The following is a 14,884-nucleotide window of genomic DNA, read 5'->3' as shown; positions in this document are numbered from 1 at the left end:
CAGCACAGAAACACAGAAGCCCCGATCACACCGATCGGGGCTTTTTGTTTTCCCAGCCTCCCTCAGTCACGCAAATCCGACTCATGTATCGGCTGGTCCCGGTGCGTCGCCCGCTGATATTGCGCAGGCCAGATAGCCTTGCGCCCACCCAGATCATCATCGGCATGCAGCGGCCAATACGGATCGCGCAACAGTTCTCGCGCCAGGAAGATGATGTCCGCCTGGCACGTGCGCAAGATGTGTTCAGCCTGGGCCGGCTCGGTAATCATGCCGACCGTGCCGGTGGCAATGCCCGACTCCTTGCGCACGCGCTCGGCGAAACGGGTTTGATAACCGGGGCCTGTCGGGATTTCGGCATTGGCTGCCGTCCCGCCTGAAGAAACGTCAATCAGGTCCACACCCAGCGCTTTGAGGCGGCGCGCCAGCTCCACGGTCTCATCCGGGTTCCAGCCGTCCTCCACCCAATCAGTCGCCGATACCCGCACGAACAGCGGCAGCTCTTCAGGCCATACCGCACGCACCGCTTCAGTGACTTGCAGTACCAGCCGGATGCGGTTCTCAAACGAACCGCCGTATTGATCGCGCCGCTGATTGCTCAGGGGCGACAGAAATTGATGCAACAGGTAACCGTGGGCGGCGTGGATTTCGACCACTTTGAATCCGGCGGTCAATGCGCGCTGGGCAGCGGCGACAAAAGCCTGGATGACCTCGGCGATCTCGCTTTCTTCGAGTTGCCTTGGGTGCGTGTGTTGCGGGTCGAAAGCAATGGTCGACGGGCCTACCGGCACCCAGCCGCCGTCTTCGGGTTTGACGCTGCCATGTTTGCCGAGCCACGGCCGATGAGTGCTGGCCTTGCGCCCGGCGTGGGCCAACTGGATGCCGGCCACAGCGCCCTGAGCAGCGATGAAGCGAGTAATGCGTTGCAGGGGTTCGATCTGTTCGTCAGTCCACAGGCCAAGGTCCTGAGCGGTGATGCGCCCGTCGGCGGTGACCGCCGTGGCTTCGGTAAACACCAGGCCGGCGCCGCCGACTGCACGACTGCCGAGGTGGACAAGGTGCCAGTCATTGGCCAGCCCATCGACGCTGGAGTACTGGCACATCGGGGAGACCGCGATACGGTTGAGCAGGGTCAATTGACGCAGGGTATAGGGTTCAAGCAGCAGACTCATGGGGCACCTCTCGATCAGTGGGCAGGCTCCAGGGTTCTGTTTGAAAGTCGACGAGTGACAGGAAAAAGGTGAAGCACCCGCCCCCGCGGGCAAAAAATTCGACAAGACGTCACAAGGATAATCAAGCAGTGCTTAGAGCCTAGTCGACATCGGGGGATGAGGGAGGGTTCCTGGGATATTTGGCGTCAGGGATATCGCCTTCGCGAGCAGGCTCGCTCCCACAGGGTCCGCGCAATTTCTGTGGGAGCGAGCCTGCTCGCGAAGGGGTCAACGCGGTTCGATGTGGGCAATCATCAGCTGCACGGTCTCGTTACCGCGAAACTCGTTGAGGTCGAGTTTGTAGGCCAGCTCCACCCACTTGATGGTCGGGTTCGGCCAGATATCACGGTCGATACCGAACGCAATGCCGTCGAGTTTCACCGAACCGCATTCGCTTTTCAGCACCACTTTCAGGTGCCGTTCGCCGACGACGCGCTGCTCGACCAGTTGGAACACACCATGGAACAGCGGCTCCGGGAAGTGCTGCCCCCAAGGACCGGCATGGCGCAGGGCGCGGGCCAGTTCGAGGTGAAACTCCTCGACCGCCAGCGTGCCGTCCGACAGCAGACGCCCGGTCAGGTCTTCTTCACGCAATTGCCGGCGCACTTCCGCATCGAAGGCCTCGGCAAACAGCGGAAAATTCGCTTCCGGCAACGTCAGCCCTGCCGCCATGGCGTGGCCGCCGTATTTGCTGATCAGATTGGGATGTTGCGCCGCCACCACGCTCAATGCATCGCGAATGTGGAAACCCTGAACCGAACGCCCCGAGCCCTTGAGCAAGCCATCACCGGCATCGGCAAAGGCGATGGTCGGGCGGAAATAGCGCTCTTTCATCCGCGAAGCGAGGATACCGATGACACCCTGGTGCCACTCGGGATCGAACAGGCACAAACCGAACGGCATCGACTCGACCGGCAAATCCTTCAGTTGCGCCAGCGCTTCACGCTGCATGCCCTGTTCGATGGATTTGCGGTCCTGGTTCATACCGTCGAGTTGCACGGCCATTTCCCGCGCCAGCCCCGCGTCGTCGGTGAGCAGGCATTCGATGCCCAGGCTCATGTCGTCCAACCGGCCTGCCGCGTTAAGGCGCGGGCCGACAATGAAACCCAGATCGGTAGAGGTGATGCGTGCCGGCTCACGTTTGGCGACTTCGAGAATCGCCTTGATCCCCGGCCGCGCACGCCCGGCGCGAATCCGCTCCAGACCTTGATGGACCAGAATCCGGTTGTTGGCATCCAGCGGCACCACGTCGGCGACGCTGCCCAGCGCCACCAGGTCCAGCAATTCACCAATGTTCGGTTGTGGCTTGCTCTCGTACCAGCTGAGGCTGCGCAGACGCGCGCGAAGCGCCATCAACACATAGAAAATAACGCCGACACCGGCCAATGCCTTGCTTGGGAAATCGCACCCTGGCTGGTTCGGATTGACGATGGCGTCGGCCAGCGGCAGTTCATCGCCGGGCAAGTGGTGGTCGGTCACCAGCACGTTGAGGCCGGCCTTTTTCGCCGCGGCCACGCCTTCGACACTGGAAATACCGTTGTCCACGGTGATCAGCAATTGCGGCGTACGGGTCAATGCGACTTCGACAATTTCCGGGGTCAGGCCGTAGCCGTACTCAAACCGGTTGGGCACCAGATAGTCGACATGAGCCGCGCCCAGCAGGCGCAATCCCAACACACCCACGGTACTGGCCGTTGCACCGTCGGCGTCAAAGTCGCCGACGATCAGAATGCGTTGACGCTGTTCCAGCGCCGTCACCAGCAAATCCACGGCGGCATCGATGCCTTTGAGCTGCTGGAACGGAATCAGCCGCGCAAGGCTCTTGTCCAGTTCAGCCTCGGTCAGCACGCCCCGCGCTGCGTACAGGCGGGTCAGCAGTGGCGGCAGATCACCGAGGAATGGCAGGGTGTCGGGCAACAGGCGAGGTTCGATGCGCATGGGGTGACGGAAGCTTCTCTTGAATACGTGGGATTAGTCTGTTGCCAGCGCAGGATTAGCCGCGCTCACCTTGCAGCCATTGCAACTGGACTTCGTGCTGACCACGGTCGTCGGTGACGAAAATCGTCCCTTCGCTGATCATCACGTCCCACTTGATTACCCGTGGCATATCTTTGGCCAGGGTTTCCAGGATTTCCTGAGGCACGGCAGCGATGTGCACGTTTTTCAGGTTTTTGATGGCCGGGATCACTTTGGTTTCCCAGACGCGCAAGCTGCCGTAGGCCAGCAGGCTGGTGCGTTCAGTGCGACGCGAGCACCAGGTCAGGCGATCGGCGTCTGGCTGGCCGACTTCGATCCAGTGCAGGACGCGGTCGTCCAGACTCTTTTCCCACAGGGCAGGTTCATCCACGTCTGACAGACCACGACCGAATGACAGCTGCTCGTTGTACCAGAAGGCGTAGGCCAACAGCCGCACGGTCATGCGCTCTTCGGTTTCCGAAGGGTGACGGGCGATGGTCTGCTTCACGCTCTCGTAAATGCTGCGGTCGAGGTCGGTGAGGTTCAGTTCAAACTTGTAGGTCGTGGACGGCTGGGCCATGAACGGGCTTCTTGATACGAGGAAAGGCGGCAAGTCTAACCGATGCTGTAGGCAATCATCGAACAGAAGGCGATTCTGCTTGGTCGTCTGACGTTCGGCTATGTTAAAACGCTGTATTCGCTCAACCTTTGTCCTACAGGATCCCGCATGCCACTCACCGGAAAACCGCTCTCAGGCCTGAAAGTCATTGAATTGGGTACGCTGATCGCCGGGCCGTTTGCCTCGCGCATTTGCGGTGAGTTTGGCGCTGAAGTGATCAAGATCGAATCCCCCGACGGCGGCGATCCGTTGCGTAAATGGCGAAAACTGTACGAAGGCACCTCGCTGTGGTGGTTCGTCCAGGCGCGCAACAAAAAGTCGCTGACCCTGAACCTGAAACACCCGGACGGCCTGGCGATTCTGAAAAAACTGCTCGGTGAAGCGGACATCCTGATCGAGAACTTTCGCCCTGGGGTGCTGGAAAAACTCGGCCTGGGCTGGGACGTCCTGCACGCGTTGAACCCGAAACTGGTGATGGTGCGTCTCTCCGGTTTTGGTCAGACCGGGCCGATGAAAGACCAGCCAGGTTTCGGCGCGGTCGGTGAGTCCATGGGCGGCCTGCGCTACATCACCGGTTTCGAGGACCGCCCGCCGGTGCGCACCGGGATTTCCATCGGTGACTCGATTGCCGCGCTCTGGGGTGTCATTGGCGCGCTGATGGCCCTGCGTCATCGTGAAGTGAACGGCGGACTTGGCCAAGTGGTCGACGTGGCACTGTATGAAGCGATCTTCGCCATGATGGAAAGCATGGTGCCGGAGTTCGATGTATTTGGTTTCATTCGCGAACGCACCGGCAACATCATGCCGGGCATCACGCCCTCCTCGATCCACACCAGCGCCGATGGCAAACATGTGCAAATCGGCGCCAATGGTGATGCGATTTTCAAACGGTTCATGCTGATCATCGGCCGCGAAGACCTGGCCAATGACCCGGTGCTGGCCAGTAACGACGGACGTGACAGCCGCCGAGACGAGATCTATGGCGTGATCGATCGCTGGGTCAATTCACTGCCGCTGGACACCGTGATCGAACGGCTGAATCAGGCCGACGTGCCGGCCAGCCGGATCTTCAGCGCCGAAGACATGTTCAGCGATCCGCAATACCTGGCCCGGGAAATGTTCCTGCAGGCCAAGCTGCCGGACGGTAAAGATTTCAAGATGCCGGGCATTGTGCCGAAACTCTCAGAGACACCCGGAAGTTCGGAATGGGTCGGGCCGCAACTTGGCGAGCACAACGCACAGGTACTCCAGGAACTTGGCTATGACGCGTTGCAGATCGCACAACTGCACAAAGACGGAGCCATCTAAGCTGAGGCGGATGCTCGCCTCGCCCGTCACACACAGCCTGCCGTGCGGCGTACGGGAACTGTGCGCGTTGCTGGCGACATTCCTGCTGGTCGGTCTGGCGCCATCAGCGATGGCGCAAAACAAGGAAACCCTCCTCTGGTTGATGCGCGACCTTCCGCCCCTGACGATTTTCGAAGGCCCGAAAAAGGGTCAAGGGGTCATCGATCAACTCATGCCTCTGTTGATCACCAGCATGCCGCAATACGAACACACGGTAATGCGGGTCAATCGCGCTCGCGCTCTCCAAATGCTCCACGAGCCTTCCCTCACCTGCGATGCGGCGCTGAACTGGAGCAAGGAGCGCGAAGGCTGGATCGCGTTTTCCATACCGGTTTTTCGAGCCATGAGTAACGGCCTTGCCATACGCAGGATTGACCATGAGGTGCTGGCGCCCTTCATCCAGGACGGCGAAGTCGACCTGGCCGCCCTGCTGGCCAGCGGTCACGAAAAACTGGGGATTGTTGCAGAGCGCAACTACGGCGAGTACCTCGATGCGCTGCTCAAACAGGCGCCAGCCGATGCGCTGACGCTGCATTACGGCAATGATGCCTTGGGCAGCCTGTTGCAAATGCAGCGCCTGGGTCGCTTGCGAGTGCTACTGGGCTACCGTTCGGAAATCCGCTACCAGGCCCAACAGCAAGGGATCGCGGAGGATGAGTTGCAGTTCTATCCGATACGCGGCACCGGCAAATACCTGTCTGGCTACATCGGCTGTACCGACACCCCCAAGGGCCGGCAGGCAATCGTCGAGATCAATCAGCTGTTGCGCAAACTGCCACGCGATCACCTGAGCGAGGCCTATGCCGCCTGGCTCGACCCGGAAAGTCGCGGCGCCTACCTGGAAGACTCCAGGGCATTTTTCGAGCATCAGGCCGAGCACTGATAAATCGCGGGCAAAAAGAAACCCCGAGAAGTGGGGAGACGACTCGGGGTTAAACGTGGCCTACATAAAGACCAGTAGCAGCAAGCTACAAGCACCGGAGCACAATGCTTGATCCTGCTGTTACAAGGTCTGACTGACCGATGCGCAGGAAGGTTCCCACAACATTCACTTCAATTTCTGCGAGCCAGCATTTTCTCCTGGGCCGCATTGCGCAACGCCGCGATGACACAGGGCTCCAGCCGTCCTTCGGCAATCAGCACGTCGCGGTGCAATCCGTCGACGACATCGGTCAAAAGACGCTTGTCGGTCAACTGAGCCTGATTGAAGGCGCGTTCCACCACCATCGCGCCGGTTGCATTCTTCAGCGTCACCAGGCATTCGCCATGGGCACCCGACGGGGTCAGCGTGACCTGATACGGGCTCAGCGCCTCACCGAGCAATAGACTGATACTTTCCATCTCGATCACCACTCAATAGTCCGAAAACAAAGTGCCTGGGGCGTGCTCACAGTTAATGACCACTGGCCCGAGAAGAAAGTTCTGGATTCCAGGTGCAGGCGCGTCGGCGCCTCTGGTTGATTGAGCATGCACGCCAAAGATGACAGGGAAAAAACAGCCGTATCACTCGCCCCGCCGCCGATCCAGATCCGTCCAGCCTCCGAGTAGACCGCGCAGTTGGCCATCGCCACTGTAGAACGGCACCGTCCACTGATAGATATCCCTGACACCGTTCTTGAACTCCAATTGACGCTCAATGAACCGGGGCTTGCGCGTGCTCAATTGGCTGATGAACTCTGCATGCAAGCGCTCTGCCGTCGCTTTGGGCAAGAGATCGAGTTCGATCAACTGTCGCCCCTGAATCTGGTCGAAACGGGTCGCCAGACTCTCTTCATAACTTTTGTTGCACATGATCAAACGCCCTTGCAGATCACGCACAAACACCGGGTCGGGCATGGCCTCCATCAAGGCACGCTGGAAGGCGAGTTGATCGTTGAGGTTTTTCTGGTCGTTCAGGTGTTGCTGGTTCAAGCCGGCGAGGCGTCGGTTCCAGAGCAATGAAAGCAGACCGAAAAGACCGACAACAACCACGCCCCAACACCCCCAATGGGTAAGCCGCTGCCAGAGGGAGGGCGTCTTCATTGATCCGATTCCGCTAAGCCACTTCAAGCGAATGGCCCGCAACTCGGCAGGAGGAAAGGCCTCAAGCGCCTTGTTGAGGATGCTCAGCAATGGCGACTGACCTTTGCGTACCACCAGATGATCGGCCTCCCATTTACCCTCCACGGCACGCCCGACCTTGAGTCGCCCCAGCGGATAAAGCTGCGCGCCGATTTCATTTTCGATGGTGGCAAAGGCTTCACCACTTTCAACCAGCGCCCTGGCTTCGGCATAGGTTTTGACCGAGCGCAGTTCGATCGCCGGATAGTCGTGGCGAATCGTACCTTCGAGTGCATGCCGGGTCGGCAACACCAGGACTTTTTTCGACAACTGCTCGAGGGACTGCACCAGAGGCTCTTCTGCCCGCCCGACGAACACCCAGCCAGCACCACCGAATGCATGACTGAAATCCAGAAAGACTTTGCGTTCGTCGTTCATCGCCAGTGTCGTGCTCATGTCCGCCGCGGCGCTTTCCAGACGCCCGAGCATCTGATCAGTGGAAAACGATTCTTCGTGAACAAACTTCAAGCCCGTCATGGCACTGATGCGATTGAGCAGATCGTTGTTCAAGCCATTCCATTGGCCGTGCTCATCCTTGAACAGATACAACGGGTACTGCACCGATGCAACGATGACTTGCGGATGCTCGGCAATCCACCGCAACTCCTCTGCGTCGAATTTGATCGCCACATCGACAACCGCCTCCTTCGCCTCGGAATTCACCCATTGCGCTGCCAGCGCCGCTTGGCTAAACCCCATGACGCTGACTAAAAACATCCAGCACACGGCTGGTCCGAGCCTTATGAAAAACTGCATTACCACTTCCTTCGCGATCAACTCGCCCGTCCTTCATGGGGCGAAAACGCAACAAGTGTGGCACGCAGAAATGAGAAAGCCCGTCAGGAGACGGGCTTCAAAATGTGACAGCTTTTACCGGTTACAACGGCTTGCCACGGTTGCCATGCTGACTGACAAAGGCCTGCACGGCTTTCAGGTCGTTTGGCAACACGGTGCAACGCTCATCTCTCTCAAACAAATCAGAAAGATGTGTAGGGAGTTCAAGCGCTTTTCCTACACCGGCTTTCTGCACGGCATCCGGGAATTTGACCGGATGGGCCGTGCCAAGGATGACCATTGGAATGTCCAGGCTGCGACGGCACTCGCGCGCAGCCTTCACGCCGATGGCCGTGTGCGGGTCCAGCAGCTCGCCGGTTTGCTCGTACACTTCAGCGATGGTTTCGCAGGTTTGTGCGTCATCCACGGCCAGGGAATCGAACAGCTTGCGGGCTTCGGTCCAGCGTTCCTGTTCGACGCTGAAACCGCCACCCTGCTTGAAGCTGTCCATCAGCCCGGCAATCGCTGCGCCGTTGCGACCGTGCAGGTCGAACAGCAGGCGTTCGAAGTTCGACGAGACCATGATGTCCATCGACGGCGACAGCGTGGCGTGCAGGGTTTCCTTGACGTACTGGTTGCCGCTCATGAAGCGGTGCAGGATGTCGTTGCGGTTGGTGGCGACGATCAACTGGTTGATCGGCAGGCCCATGTTGCGCGCCAGGTAACCGGCGAAGATGTCGCCGAAGTTGCCGGTCGGCACCGAGAACGACACCGAGCGCGCCGGGCCACCCAATTGCAGCGAGGCGTGGAAGTAGTAAACGATCTGGGCCATGATCCGCGCCCAGTTGATCGAGTTCACCGCGACCAGGCGCGTGCCTTTGAGGAAGCTCTGGTCGGCGAAGCTCGCCTTGACCATTTCCTGGCAGTCATCGAAGTTGCCTTCGATGGCGATGTTGTGGATGTTCTCGCCGAAGATGGTCGTCATCTGGCGACGCTGCACTTCGGACACACGGTTGTGCGGGTGCAGGATGAAGATGTCGACGTTTTCGCAGTGCTTGCAGCCTTCGATGGCGGCCGAACCGGTGTCGCCGGAAGTAGCGCCGACAATCACCACGCGCTCACCGCGCTTTTCCAGCACGTAGTCGAGCAAACGACCGAGCAGTTGCAGGGCGAAGTCTTTAAACGCCAGGGTCGGGCCATGGAACAGCTCCAGCACCCATTCGTTGCCGTTCAGCTGACGCAACGGTGCCACGGCGTTGTGAGAAAACACACCGTAGGTTTCTTCGAGGATTTTTTTGAAATCGGCGTCAGGAATGCTGCCGGTAACGAACGGGCGCATCACCCGGAAAGCCAGCTCGTGATACGGCAGGCCGGCCCACGAAGCGATTTCTTCCTGGGTGAAACGTGGCAGGTTTTCCGGGACGTACAGACCGCCGTCGGTGGCGAGACCGGCCAGCAGGACGTCTTCGAAATTCAGGGCCGGTGCCTGGCCGCGGGTACTGATATAACGCATGACTGGCTCCAATAGACAGTGTTCGCAAACCCGGGCCCGCACGCAGGCCCGGTGAACGATAACGGCTTAGTTCAGGTGCTCGACGCGGATCCGTACAACCGGACCGACCACACCGGTCAACGCTTCAAGGGCGGCAATCGCGTCGTTCATGTGCTGTTCCAGCACACGGTGCGTCAGCAGGATCATTGGCACCAGACCGTCATGCTCTTCCACTTCTTTCTGCATGATCGATTCGATGTTGATGCCGCGCTCCGACAGGATGCTCGCCACCTGGGCCAACACGCCCGGATGGTCCTTGGCCTGAATGCGCAGGTAGTAGGCGCTTTCGCAGGCTTCGATCGGCAGGATCGGGTGCGCCGACAGCGAATCCGGCTGGAAGGCCAGGTGCGGTACGCGGTTTTCCGGGTCGGAGGTCATGGCGCGAACCACGTCCACCAGGTCGGCGATCACCGACGAAGCGGTTGGCTCCATGCCAGCGCCAGCGCCGTAGAACAGCGTCGAACCCGCCGCATCGCCGTTGACCATGACGGCGTTCATCACGCCGTTGACGTTGGCAATCAGGCGATCGGCCGGAATCAGCGTCGGGTGCACACGCAACTCGATACCGGCGGCAGTGCTGCGAGCCACGCCGAGGTGCTTGATGCGGTAGCCCAGCGCTTCGGCGTAGTTCACGTCAGCGGTGGTCAGCTTGGTGATGCCTTCGGTGTAAGCCTTGTCGAACTGCAGCGGGATACCGAACGCGATGGACGCCAGGATCGTCAGCTTGTGAGCCGCGTCGATGCCTTCAACGTCGAAGGTCGGATCGGCTTCGGCGTAGCCCAGGGCTTGCGCCTCGGCCAGCACGTCTTCGAAGGTGCGACCTTTCTCACGCATTTCGGTGAGGATGAAGTTGCCAGTGCCGTTGATGATGCCGGCGACCCAGTTGATGCGGTTGGCGGACAGGCCTTCACGGATCGCCTTGATCACCGGAATGCCACCGGCCACAGCCGCTTCGAACGCCACGATCACGCCTTTCTCGCGAGCCTTGGCGAAAATTTCATTACCGTGAACGGCAATCAATGCCTTGTTCGCGGTGACCACATGCTTGCCATTCTCGATGGCCTTGAGTACCAGCTCGCGGGCAACGGTGTAGCCGCCCATCAGCTCTATAACGATGTCGATCTCAGGGTTCGTGGCCACTTCGAAGACATCGTTGGTAATCGCAATACCGGTCGTCTGGAACTGAGGCTTTGGCGTGCGCATGGCAATTTGTGCCACTTCGATTCCACGCCCGGCACGACGAGCAATTTCCTCGGCGTTGCGCTGAAGTACGTTGAAGGTACCGCCACCGACGGTTCCTAACCCACAGATGCCTACTTTGACCGGTTTCACTGTGAACTCCCCATAAAACGGCCGACTCAAGGTCGGCCGTGAAAACAACCGCGTGCTCGCGGTTCTCTATTAATGGCCCGGCGATGACGCTGCCGGACCACGATCGTCAATGGCTGACCGTGACGATGCGAATTTACTTCGCGCCCAGTGCCAGTTTGGCGACTTGTGGCGCAGGCTGGTAGCCCGGAATGACCTGACCGTCGGCCAAAACGATGGCCGGTGTGCCGTTCACGCCGATCGACTGACCGAGGGCAAATTGTTTGGAAACCGGGTTATCGCACTTGGCGGCCTTGATTTCCTTGCCATCGACCATTTTGTCCATGGCCGCTTTCTTGTCTTTGGAGCACCAGACCGCTTGCAGCTGCTCGTCACCCGGCGAGCCCAGGCCCTGGCGCGGGAACGCAACGTAGCGCACTTCGATGCCGCGCTTGTTCAGCTCAGGCACTTCGGCGTGCAGTTTGTGGCAGTACGGGCAGGTGGTGTCGGTGAACACGGTGATGTGCGATTTGGTTTCGCCAATGGCCGGGTAGACCACGGTTTCCGCAACCGGGATCGCGTTGACCAGTTTGGACACGCCCAGGCGTTCGGTCTTCTCGGTCAGGTTGACCGGTTTGCCGTCCTTGAGCTGGAACATGTAGCCCTGAACCACATATTGGCCGTCGGCGCTGGCGTAGAGCACACGGCTGCCTTGCAGTTTGACTTCGTACAGGCCAGGCAGCGGACTGGCGGAGATGCTTTCTACCGGTACTTCGAGCTGGAGGTTTTCCAGGCTTTTACGAATGGCTTTGTCGGCCGCGTCATCGGCGACGGCAAAGGTGCTGACCAACGCAATGGCGGCGGCGGCGAAAATCTGGGTCAGACGCATGAGAACTCCTGAAGGCGGACAAATGGGACGATCAGAACGCCCGTGCCGAAACACCGGGTCATAACCGCCCATCGTACAAACCGGCAAAGCCTACCACATAAGGTCGTTGTGGCCGAATGGAGCTGACACAAGACATTGTGGCGAGGGAGCTTGCTCCCGCTGGGCTGCGAAGCGGCCCTAAAATTCTAGGAACGGCGAAGATTTTGTGAGTGCTGCGCACTCAAGCGGGAGCAAGCTCCCTCGCCACAAGTGCCATTCATCCATGAATACTCATCAACCGCGCGGGTGATGCTTGGCGTGCAGGTCTTGCAGGCGCGCCCTAGCGACGTGGGTGTAGATCTGGGTGGTGGACAAATCGCTGTGACCGAGCAGCATTTGCACCACACGCAGGTCGGCGCCGTGGTTGAGCAGGTGCGTGGCGAAGGCGTGGCGCAAGGTGTGAGGTGACAGCGACTTGCCGATTCCGGCGACCTTCGCCTGGTGCTTGATGCGGTGCCAGAACGTCTGGCGGGTCATCTGCTCGCCGCGCTGACTGGGAAACAACACATCGCTGGGACGACCACTGAGCAGTTCGCCACGAGCATCACGCATGTAGCGTTCAACCCAGACAATCGCTTCCTCCCCCATCGGCACCAGTCGCTCCTTGCTGCCCTTGCCCATGACGCGAAGCACGCCTTGGCGCAGGTTGACCTGCTCCAGCGTCAGGCTGATCAGCTCCGTCACGCGCAAGCCACAGGCGTAAAGCACTTCGAGCATGGCGCGATCACGCTGGCCGATGGCTTCGCTCAAGTCCGGCGCCTTGAGCAAGGCTTCGACGTCGGCTTCCGACAGGGATTTAGGCAACGGCCTACCCAACTGAGGCATGTCGACGCGCAAGGTCGGGTCGACGGCAATCAACTTTTCCCGCAGCAGATAGCGATAAAAGCCACGCACGCCCGAGAGAAATCGCGCGGTGGAACGGGGTTTGTAGTTCTGCTCCAGGCGCCAGGACAGGTGATCGAGGATCAACTCGCGGCCGGCATTGACCAACTCCAGGCCCTTCTCCTGCAGCCAGCCGTTGAACAGGGCCAGGTCACTGCGATAGGCATCGCGGGTGTTGTCGGAAAGACCTTTCTCCAGCCACAGGGCGTCGAGGAACTGGTCTATCAGGGGATGATCGATAGCAGGCATGATCGCTCTAGACACGCAGTCTTGAGACGGCGTGCGAAAAAAGGGTGAACGGAATAAATGGCCGCTAGTCTTTCATAGCCGGCTACTTCAAGGAACAGGAGCTTCAATGAACGAACAGCAGATTCTGTTGGCGATTGGCGGTATCGGCGCAGCGGCGTTGGGTTGTCAGTGGCTGGCGTGGCGCCTGAAATTGCCGGCGATTCTTTTCCTGCTGCTGACCGGCATTTTGGTGGGGCCGATTCTGGGCTGGCTCGATCCGCAGGAGATGTTCGGACCGTTATTGATGCCGCTGGTGTCGCTGGCGGTGGCACTGATCCTGTTTGAAGGCAGCTTGACGCTGCATCTGTCGGAATGGCGCGAGATTGGTAGCGTGGTGCATCGACTGGTCACCATCGGCGCGCTCTCGACCTGGGTGGTCATCGCCGTCGCGACCCATTACCTGCTGGGTTTCGACTGGTTGCTCGCCATCCTCTTCGGCAGCCTGACGCTGGTCACCGGCCCTACTGTGATCGTGCCGATGTTGCGCGTGGTGCGGCCGAAAGCCTCGATCGCCAACATCCTGCGCTGGGAAGGCATCGTCATCGACCCGATTGGCGCCCTGCTCGCCGTGGTGGTCTACAGCTTCATCATCGCCAGTGCGGCGGGTGAAGGCTTGAGCCACAGCCTGCTGACCTTCGGCGGCGTGATTCTGTGCGGCAGCGTGTTCGGGGTTGCCGGCGGCTGGGTGCTCGGCATGATTATTCGGCGCCAGTGGCTGCCGGAGTACCTGCACAACCTGGCCGCGTTGGCTGCGGTTCTGAGCATTTTTATCGCCGCCAACGAAGTAATGCATGAGTCCGGCCTGCTGGCCGTGACCTTGATGGGTATGTGGCTGGCCAACATGAAAGGCGTGGATGTGCGACATATCCTGCACTTCAAGGAAAACCTCAGCGTGCTCCTCATTTCGGGGCTGTTCATCTTGCTGGCGGCGCGCCTCGATCTGAACGCCATGATCGGCCTCGGGCCGCTGGTGCTGATCCTGCTGCTGATCATTCAGTTTATCGCCCGCCCCTTGAACGTGATGCTCTCCACCCTGGGCTCGAATTTGAGCTGGCGCGAACGGGCGCTGCTGTCGTGGATAGCGCCGCGCGGGATCGTTGCAGCGGCCGTGTCAGCGATTTTCGCGATTCGCCTGCACGAGGCCGGTCACCAAGGCGCCTTGCTGCTGGTGCCGCTGACGTTTGCCGTGATCATTGGCACCGTGGTGCTGCAAAGTGCAACGGCTCGGCCCTTGGCGCGGTTGTTGAAAGTGGCTGAGCCGGCGCCCAGCGGTTTCCTGATCGTCGGGGCCAACGCTCCGGCGCGAACCTTGGGCAAAGCCTTGCAGCAACTGGGCAGTCGAGTGCTCCTGACAGACTCGAGTTGGGAAAATATTCGGGCGGCGCGCATGGACGGATTGCCGACGTACTTCGGTAATCCAGCGTCGCAGCATGCAGATGCGCACCTGGACCTGGTCGGGCTGGGGCATTTGCTGACACTGTCGCCGTCCGGCGAACTGAACACACTGGCATCGATGCGCTTTCGTCATGACTTTGGTCATCAACGCTTGTTCGGGCTGGCCAGCGGCCAGGAGAGCCGACGCACCGACAAGCATCGCGCCAGCCATGAGCATCGCGGGCGTTTGCTGGGCAATGAGGAGTTAACTTACGTCAAGCTGGCCAATCAGCTGCATCAGGGGGCGCAGTTATACAGCACGCACCTGACCGATGGATTTGGCTGGGAAGATTATCAGGCGTTGCATGGTGAGCGTGCGACGTTGTTGTTTGCTCGCGATGACAGCGGCTGGGTGCATGTGGTGACTCCGGACAGCGCGGTCAGGCCTTCGGCAGGGTGGACGGTGTTGGCGTTGATTCAGCCTGAAGATAGCGCCGCGGCGTAAATCACAGGCAACAAAAAAGCAGCCCGAAGGCTGCTTTTTTTTG

Annotated in this window: 12 protein-coding genes; 3 read left to right on the top strand and 9 right to left on the bottom strand. The window is 59.8% G+C overall.

What is annotated here, in order from left to right:
* Window positions 1-62 precede the first annotated feature (62 nt).
* From AC07N8_RS15390 to AC07N8_RS15380, 3 genes are all read right to left on the bottom strand, one after another.
* Window positions 63-1,169, bottom strand: a complete 1,107-nt coding sequence (locus AC07N8_RS15390; RefSeq protein ID WP_483840397.1) for an NADH:flavin oxidoreductase/NADH oxidase — start codon at window positions 1,167-1,169, stop codon at window positions 63-65.
* 267 nt (window positions 1,170-1,436) lie between these two features.
* Window positions 1,437-3,146 carry a single-stranded-DNA-specific exonuclease RecJ gene (recJ, locus tag AC07N8_RS15385; protein ID WP_493144386.1) on the bottom strand — a complete coding sequence of 570 codons (1,710 nt, stop codon included), beginning with the start codon at window positions 3,144-3,146 and terminating at the stop codon, window positions 1,437-1,439.
* A gap of 55 nt (window positions 3,147-3,201) precedes the next feature.
* The gene (locus tag AC07N8_RS15380) at window positions 3,202-3,744 is read right to left on the bottom strand and encodes a YaeQ family protein (protein WP_483840395.1); all 543 of its coding nucleotides are present in this window, start codon (window positions 3,742-3,744) and stop codon (window positions 3,202-3,204) included.
* A gap of 147 nt (window positions 3,745-3,891) precedes the next feature.
* On the opposite strand from AC07N8_RS15380, the gene AC07N8_RS15375 reads away from it, so the two are divergent.
* Window positions 3,892-5,091 (top strand): CaiB/BaiF CoA transferase family protein, encoded by a 1,200-nt coding sequence (locus tag AC07N8_RS15375; RefSeq protein ID WP_493144389.1) that lies wholly within the window; start codon window positions 3,892-3,894, stop codon window positions 5,089-5,091.
* A gap of 10 nt (window positions 5,092-5,101) precedes the next feature.
* The gene (locus tag AC07N8_RS15370; protein ID WP_493144391.1) at window positions 5,102-6,013 is read left to right on the top strand and encodes a TIGR02285 family protein; all 912 of its coding nucleotides are present in this window, start codon (window positions 5,102-5,104) and stop codon (window positions 6,011-6,013) included.
* Window positions 6,014-6,183: 170 nt separating this feature from the next.
* Here the strand turns inward: AC07N8_RS15370 and AC07N8_RS15365 are convergent, their stop codons facing one another.
* The 6 genes from AC07N8_RS15365 to xerD all read right to left on the bottom strand — a co-directional run bounded on the left by AC07N8_RS15365 (window position 6,184) and on the right by xerD (window position 12,923).
* Window positions 6,184-6,471, bottom strand: a complete 288-nt coding sequence (locus AC07N8_RS15365) for a DUF3509 domain-containing protein (protein WP_493144392.1) — start codon at window positions 6,469-6,471, stop codon at window positions 6,184-6,186.
* 162 nt (window positions 6,472-6,633) lie between these two features.
* Window positions 6,634-7,986: a transporter substrate-binding domain-containing protein gene (locus AC07N8_RS15360; protein ID WP_483840391.1), complete on the bottom strand. Its 1,353-nt coding sequence runs from the start codon at window positions 7,984-7,986 to the stop codon at window positions 6,634-6,636.
* Between the two features lie 121 nt (window positions 7,987-8,107).
* Window positions 8,108-9,517 carry a threonine synthase gene (thrC, locus tag AC07N8_RS15355; protein ID WP_140666495.1) on the bottom strand — a complete coding sequence of 470 codons (1,410 nt, stop codon included), beginning with the start codon at window positions 9,515-9,517 and terminating at the stop codon, window positions 8,108-8,110.
* A 66-nt stretch (window positions 9,518-9,583) separates the two neighbouring features.
* The gene (locus AC07N8_RS15350; RefSeq protein ID WP_027924910.1) at window positions 9,584-10,888 is read right to left on the bottom strand and encodes a homoserine dehydrogenase; all 1,305 of its coding nucleotides are present in this window, start codon (window positions 10,886-10,888) and stop codon (window positions 9,584-9,586) included.
* A 133-nt stretch (window positions 10,889-11,021) separates the two neighbouring features.
* Window positions 11,022-11,753 (bottom strand): bifunctional protein-disulfide isomerase/oxidoreductase DsbC, encoded by a 732-nt coding sequence (dsbC, locus tag AC07N8_RS15345; protein WP_034149004.1) that lies wholly within the window; start codon window positions 11,751-11,753, stop codon window positions 11,022-11,024.
* A gap of 273 nt (window positions 11,754-12,026) precedes the next feature.
* Complete coding sequence (xerD, locus tag AC07N8_RS15340; RefSeq protein ID WP_493144396.1) at window positions 12,027-12,923, bottom strand: site-specific tyrosine recombinase XerD; 897 nt, start codon at window positions 12,921-12,923, stop codon at window positions 12,027-12,029.
* 106 nt (window positions 12,924-13,029) lie between these two features.
* Between xerD and AC07N8_RS15335 the strand changes: the two genes are divergently transcribed.
* Complete coding sequence (locus AC07N8_RS15335) at window positions 13,030-14,841, top strand: cation:proton antiporter (RefSeq protein ID WP_493144398.1); 1,812 nt, start codon at window positions 13,030-13,032, stop codon at window positions 14,839-14,841.
* The last annotated feature ends 43 nt before the right edge of the window (window positions 14,842-14,884 follow it).

It is taken from the genome of Pseudomonas sp. GW821-FHT10C09 (genome assembly GCF_059415465.1).
This window is presented reverse-complemented; position numbering and strand designations above follow the sequence as displayed.

What these genes read in the sequence shown, in the direction of transcription:
- AC07N8_RS15390 (WP_483840397.1), bottom strand. Translation starts at nt 1,169, where the DNA reads ATGAGTCTGCTGCTTGAACCCTATACCCTGCGTCAATTGACCCTGCTC.
- recJ (WP_493144386.1), bottom strand. Translation starts at nt 3,146, where the DNA reads ATGCGCATCGAACCTCGCCTGTTGCCCGACACCCTGCCATTCCTCGGT.
- AC07N8_RS15380 (WP_483840395.1), bottom strand. Translation starts at nt 3,744, where the DNA reads ATGGCCCAGCCGTCCACGACCTACAAGTTTGAACTGAACCTCACCGAC.
- AC07N8_RS15375 (WP_493144389.1), top strand. Translation starts at nt 3,892, where the DNA reads ATGCCACTCACCGGAAAACCGCTCTCAGGCCTGAAAGTCATTGAATTG.
- AC07N8_RS15370 (WP_493144391.1), top strand. Translation starts at nt 5,102, where the DNA reads ATGCTCGCCTCGCCCGTCACACACAGCCTGCCGTGCGGCGTACGGGAA.
- AC07N8_RS15365 (WP_493144392.1), bottom strand. Translation starts at nt 6,471, where the DNA reads ATGGAAAGTATCAGTCTATTGCTCGGTGAGGCGCTGAGCCCGTATCAG.
- AC07N8_RS15360 (WP_483840391.1), bottom strand. Translation starts at nt 7,986, where the DNA reads ATGCAGTTTTTCATAAGGCTCGGACCAGCCGTGTGCTGGATGTTTTTA.
- thrC (WP_140666495.1), bottom strand. Translation starts at nt 9,517, where the DNA reads ATGCGTTATATCAGTACCCGCGGCCAGGCACCGGCCCTGAATTTCGAA.
- dsbC (WP_034149004.1), bottom strand. Translation starts at nt 11,753, where the DNA reads ATGCGTCTGACCCAGATTTTCGCCGCCGCCGCCATTGCGTTGGTCAGC.
- xerD (WP_493144396.1), bottom strand. Translation starts at nt 12,923, where the DNA reads ATGCCTGCTATCGATCATCCCCTGATAGACCAGTTCCTCGACGCCCTG.
- AC07N8_RS15335 (WP_493144398.1), top strand. Translation starts at nt 13,030, where the DNA reads ATGAACGAACAGCAGATTCTGTTGGCGATTGGCGGTATCGGCGCAGCG.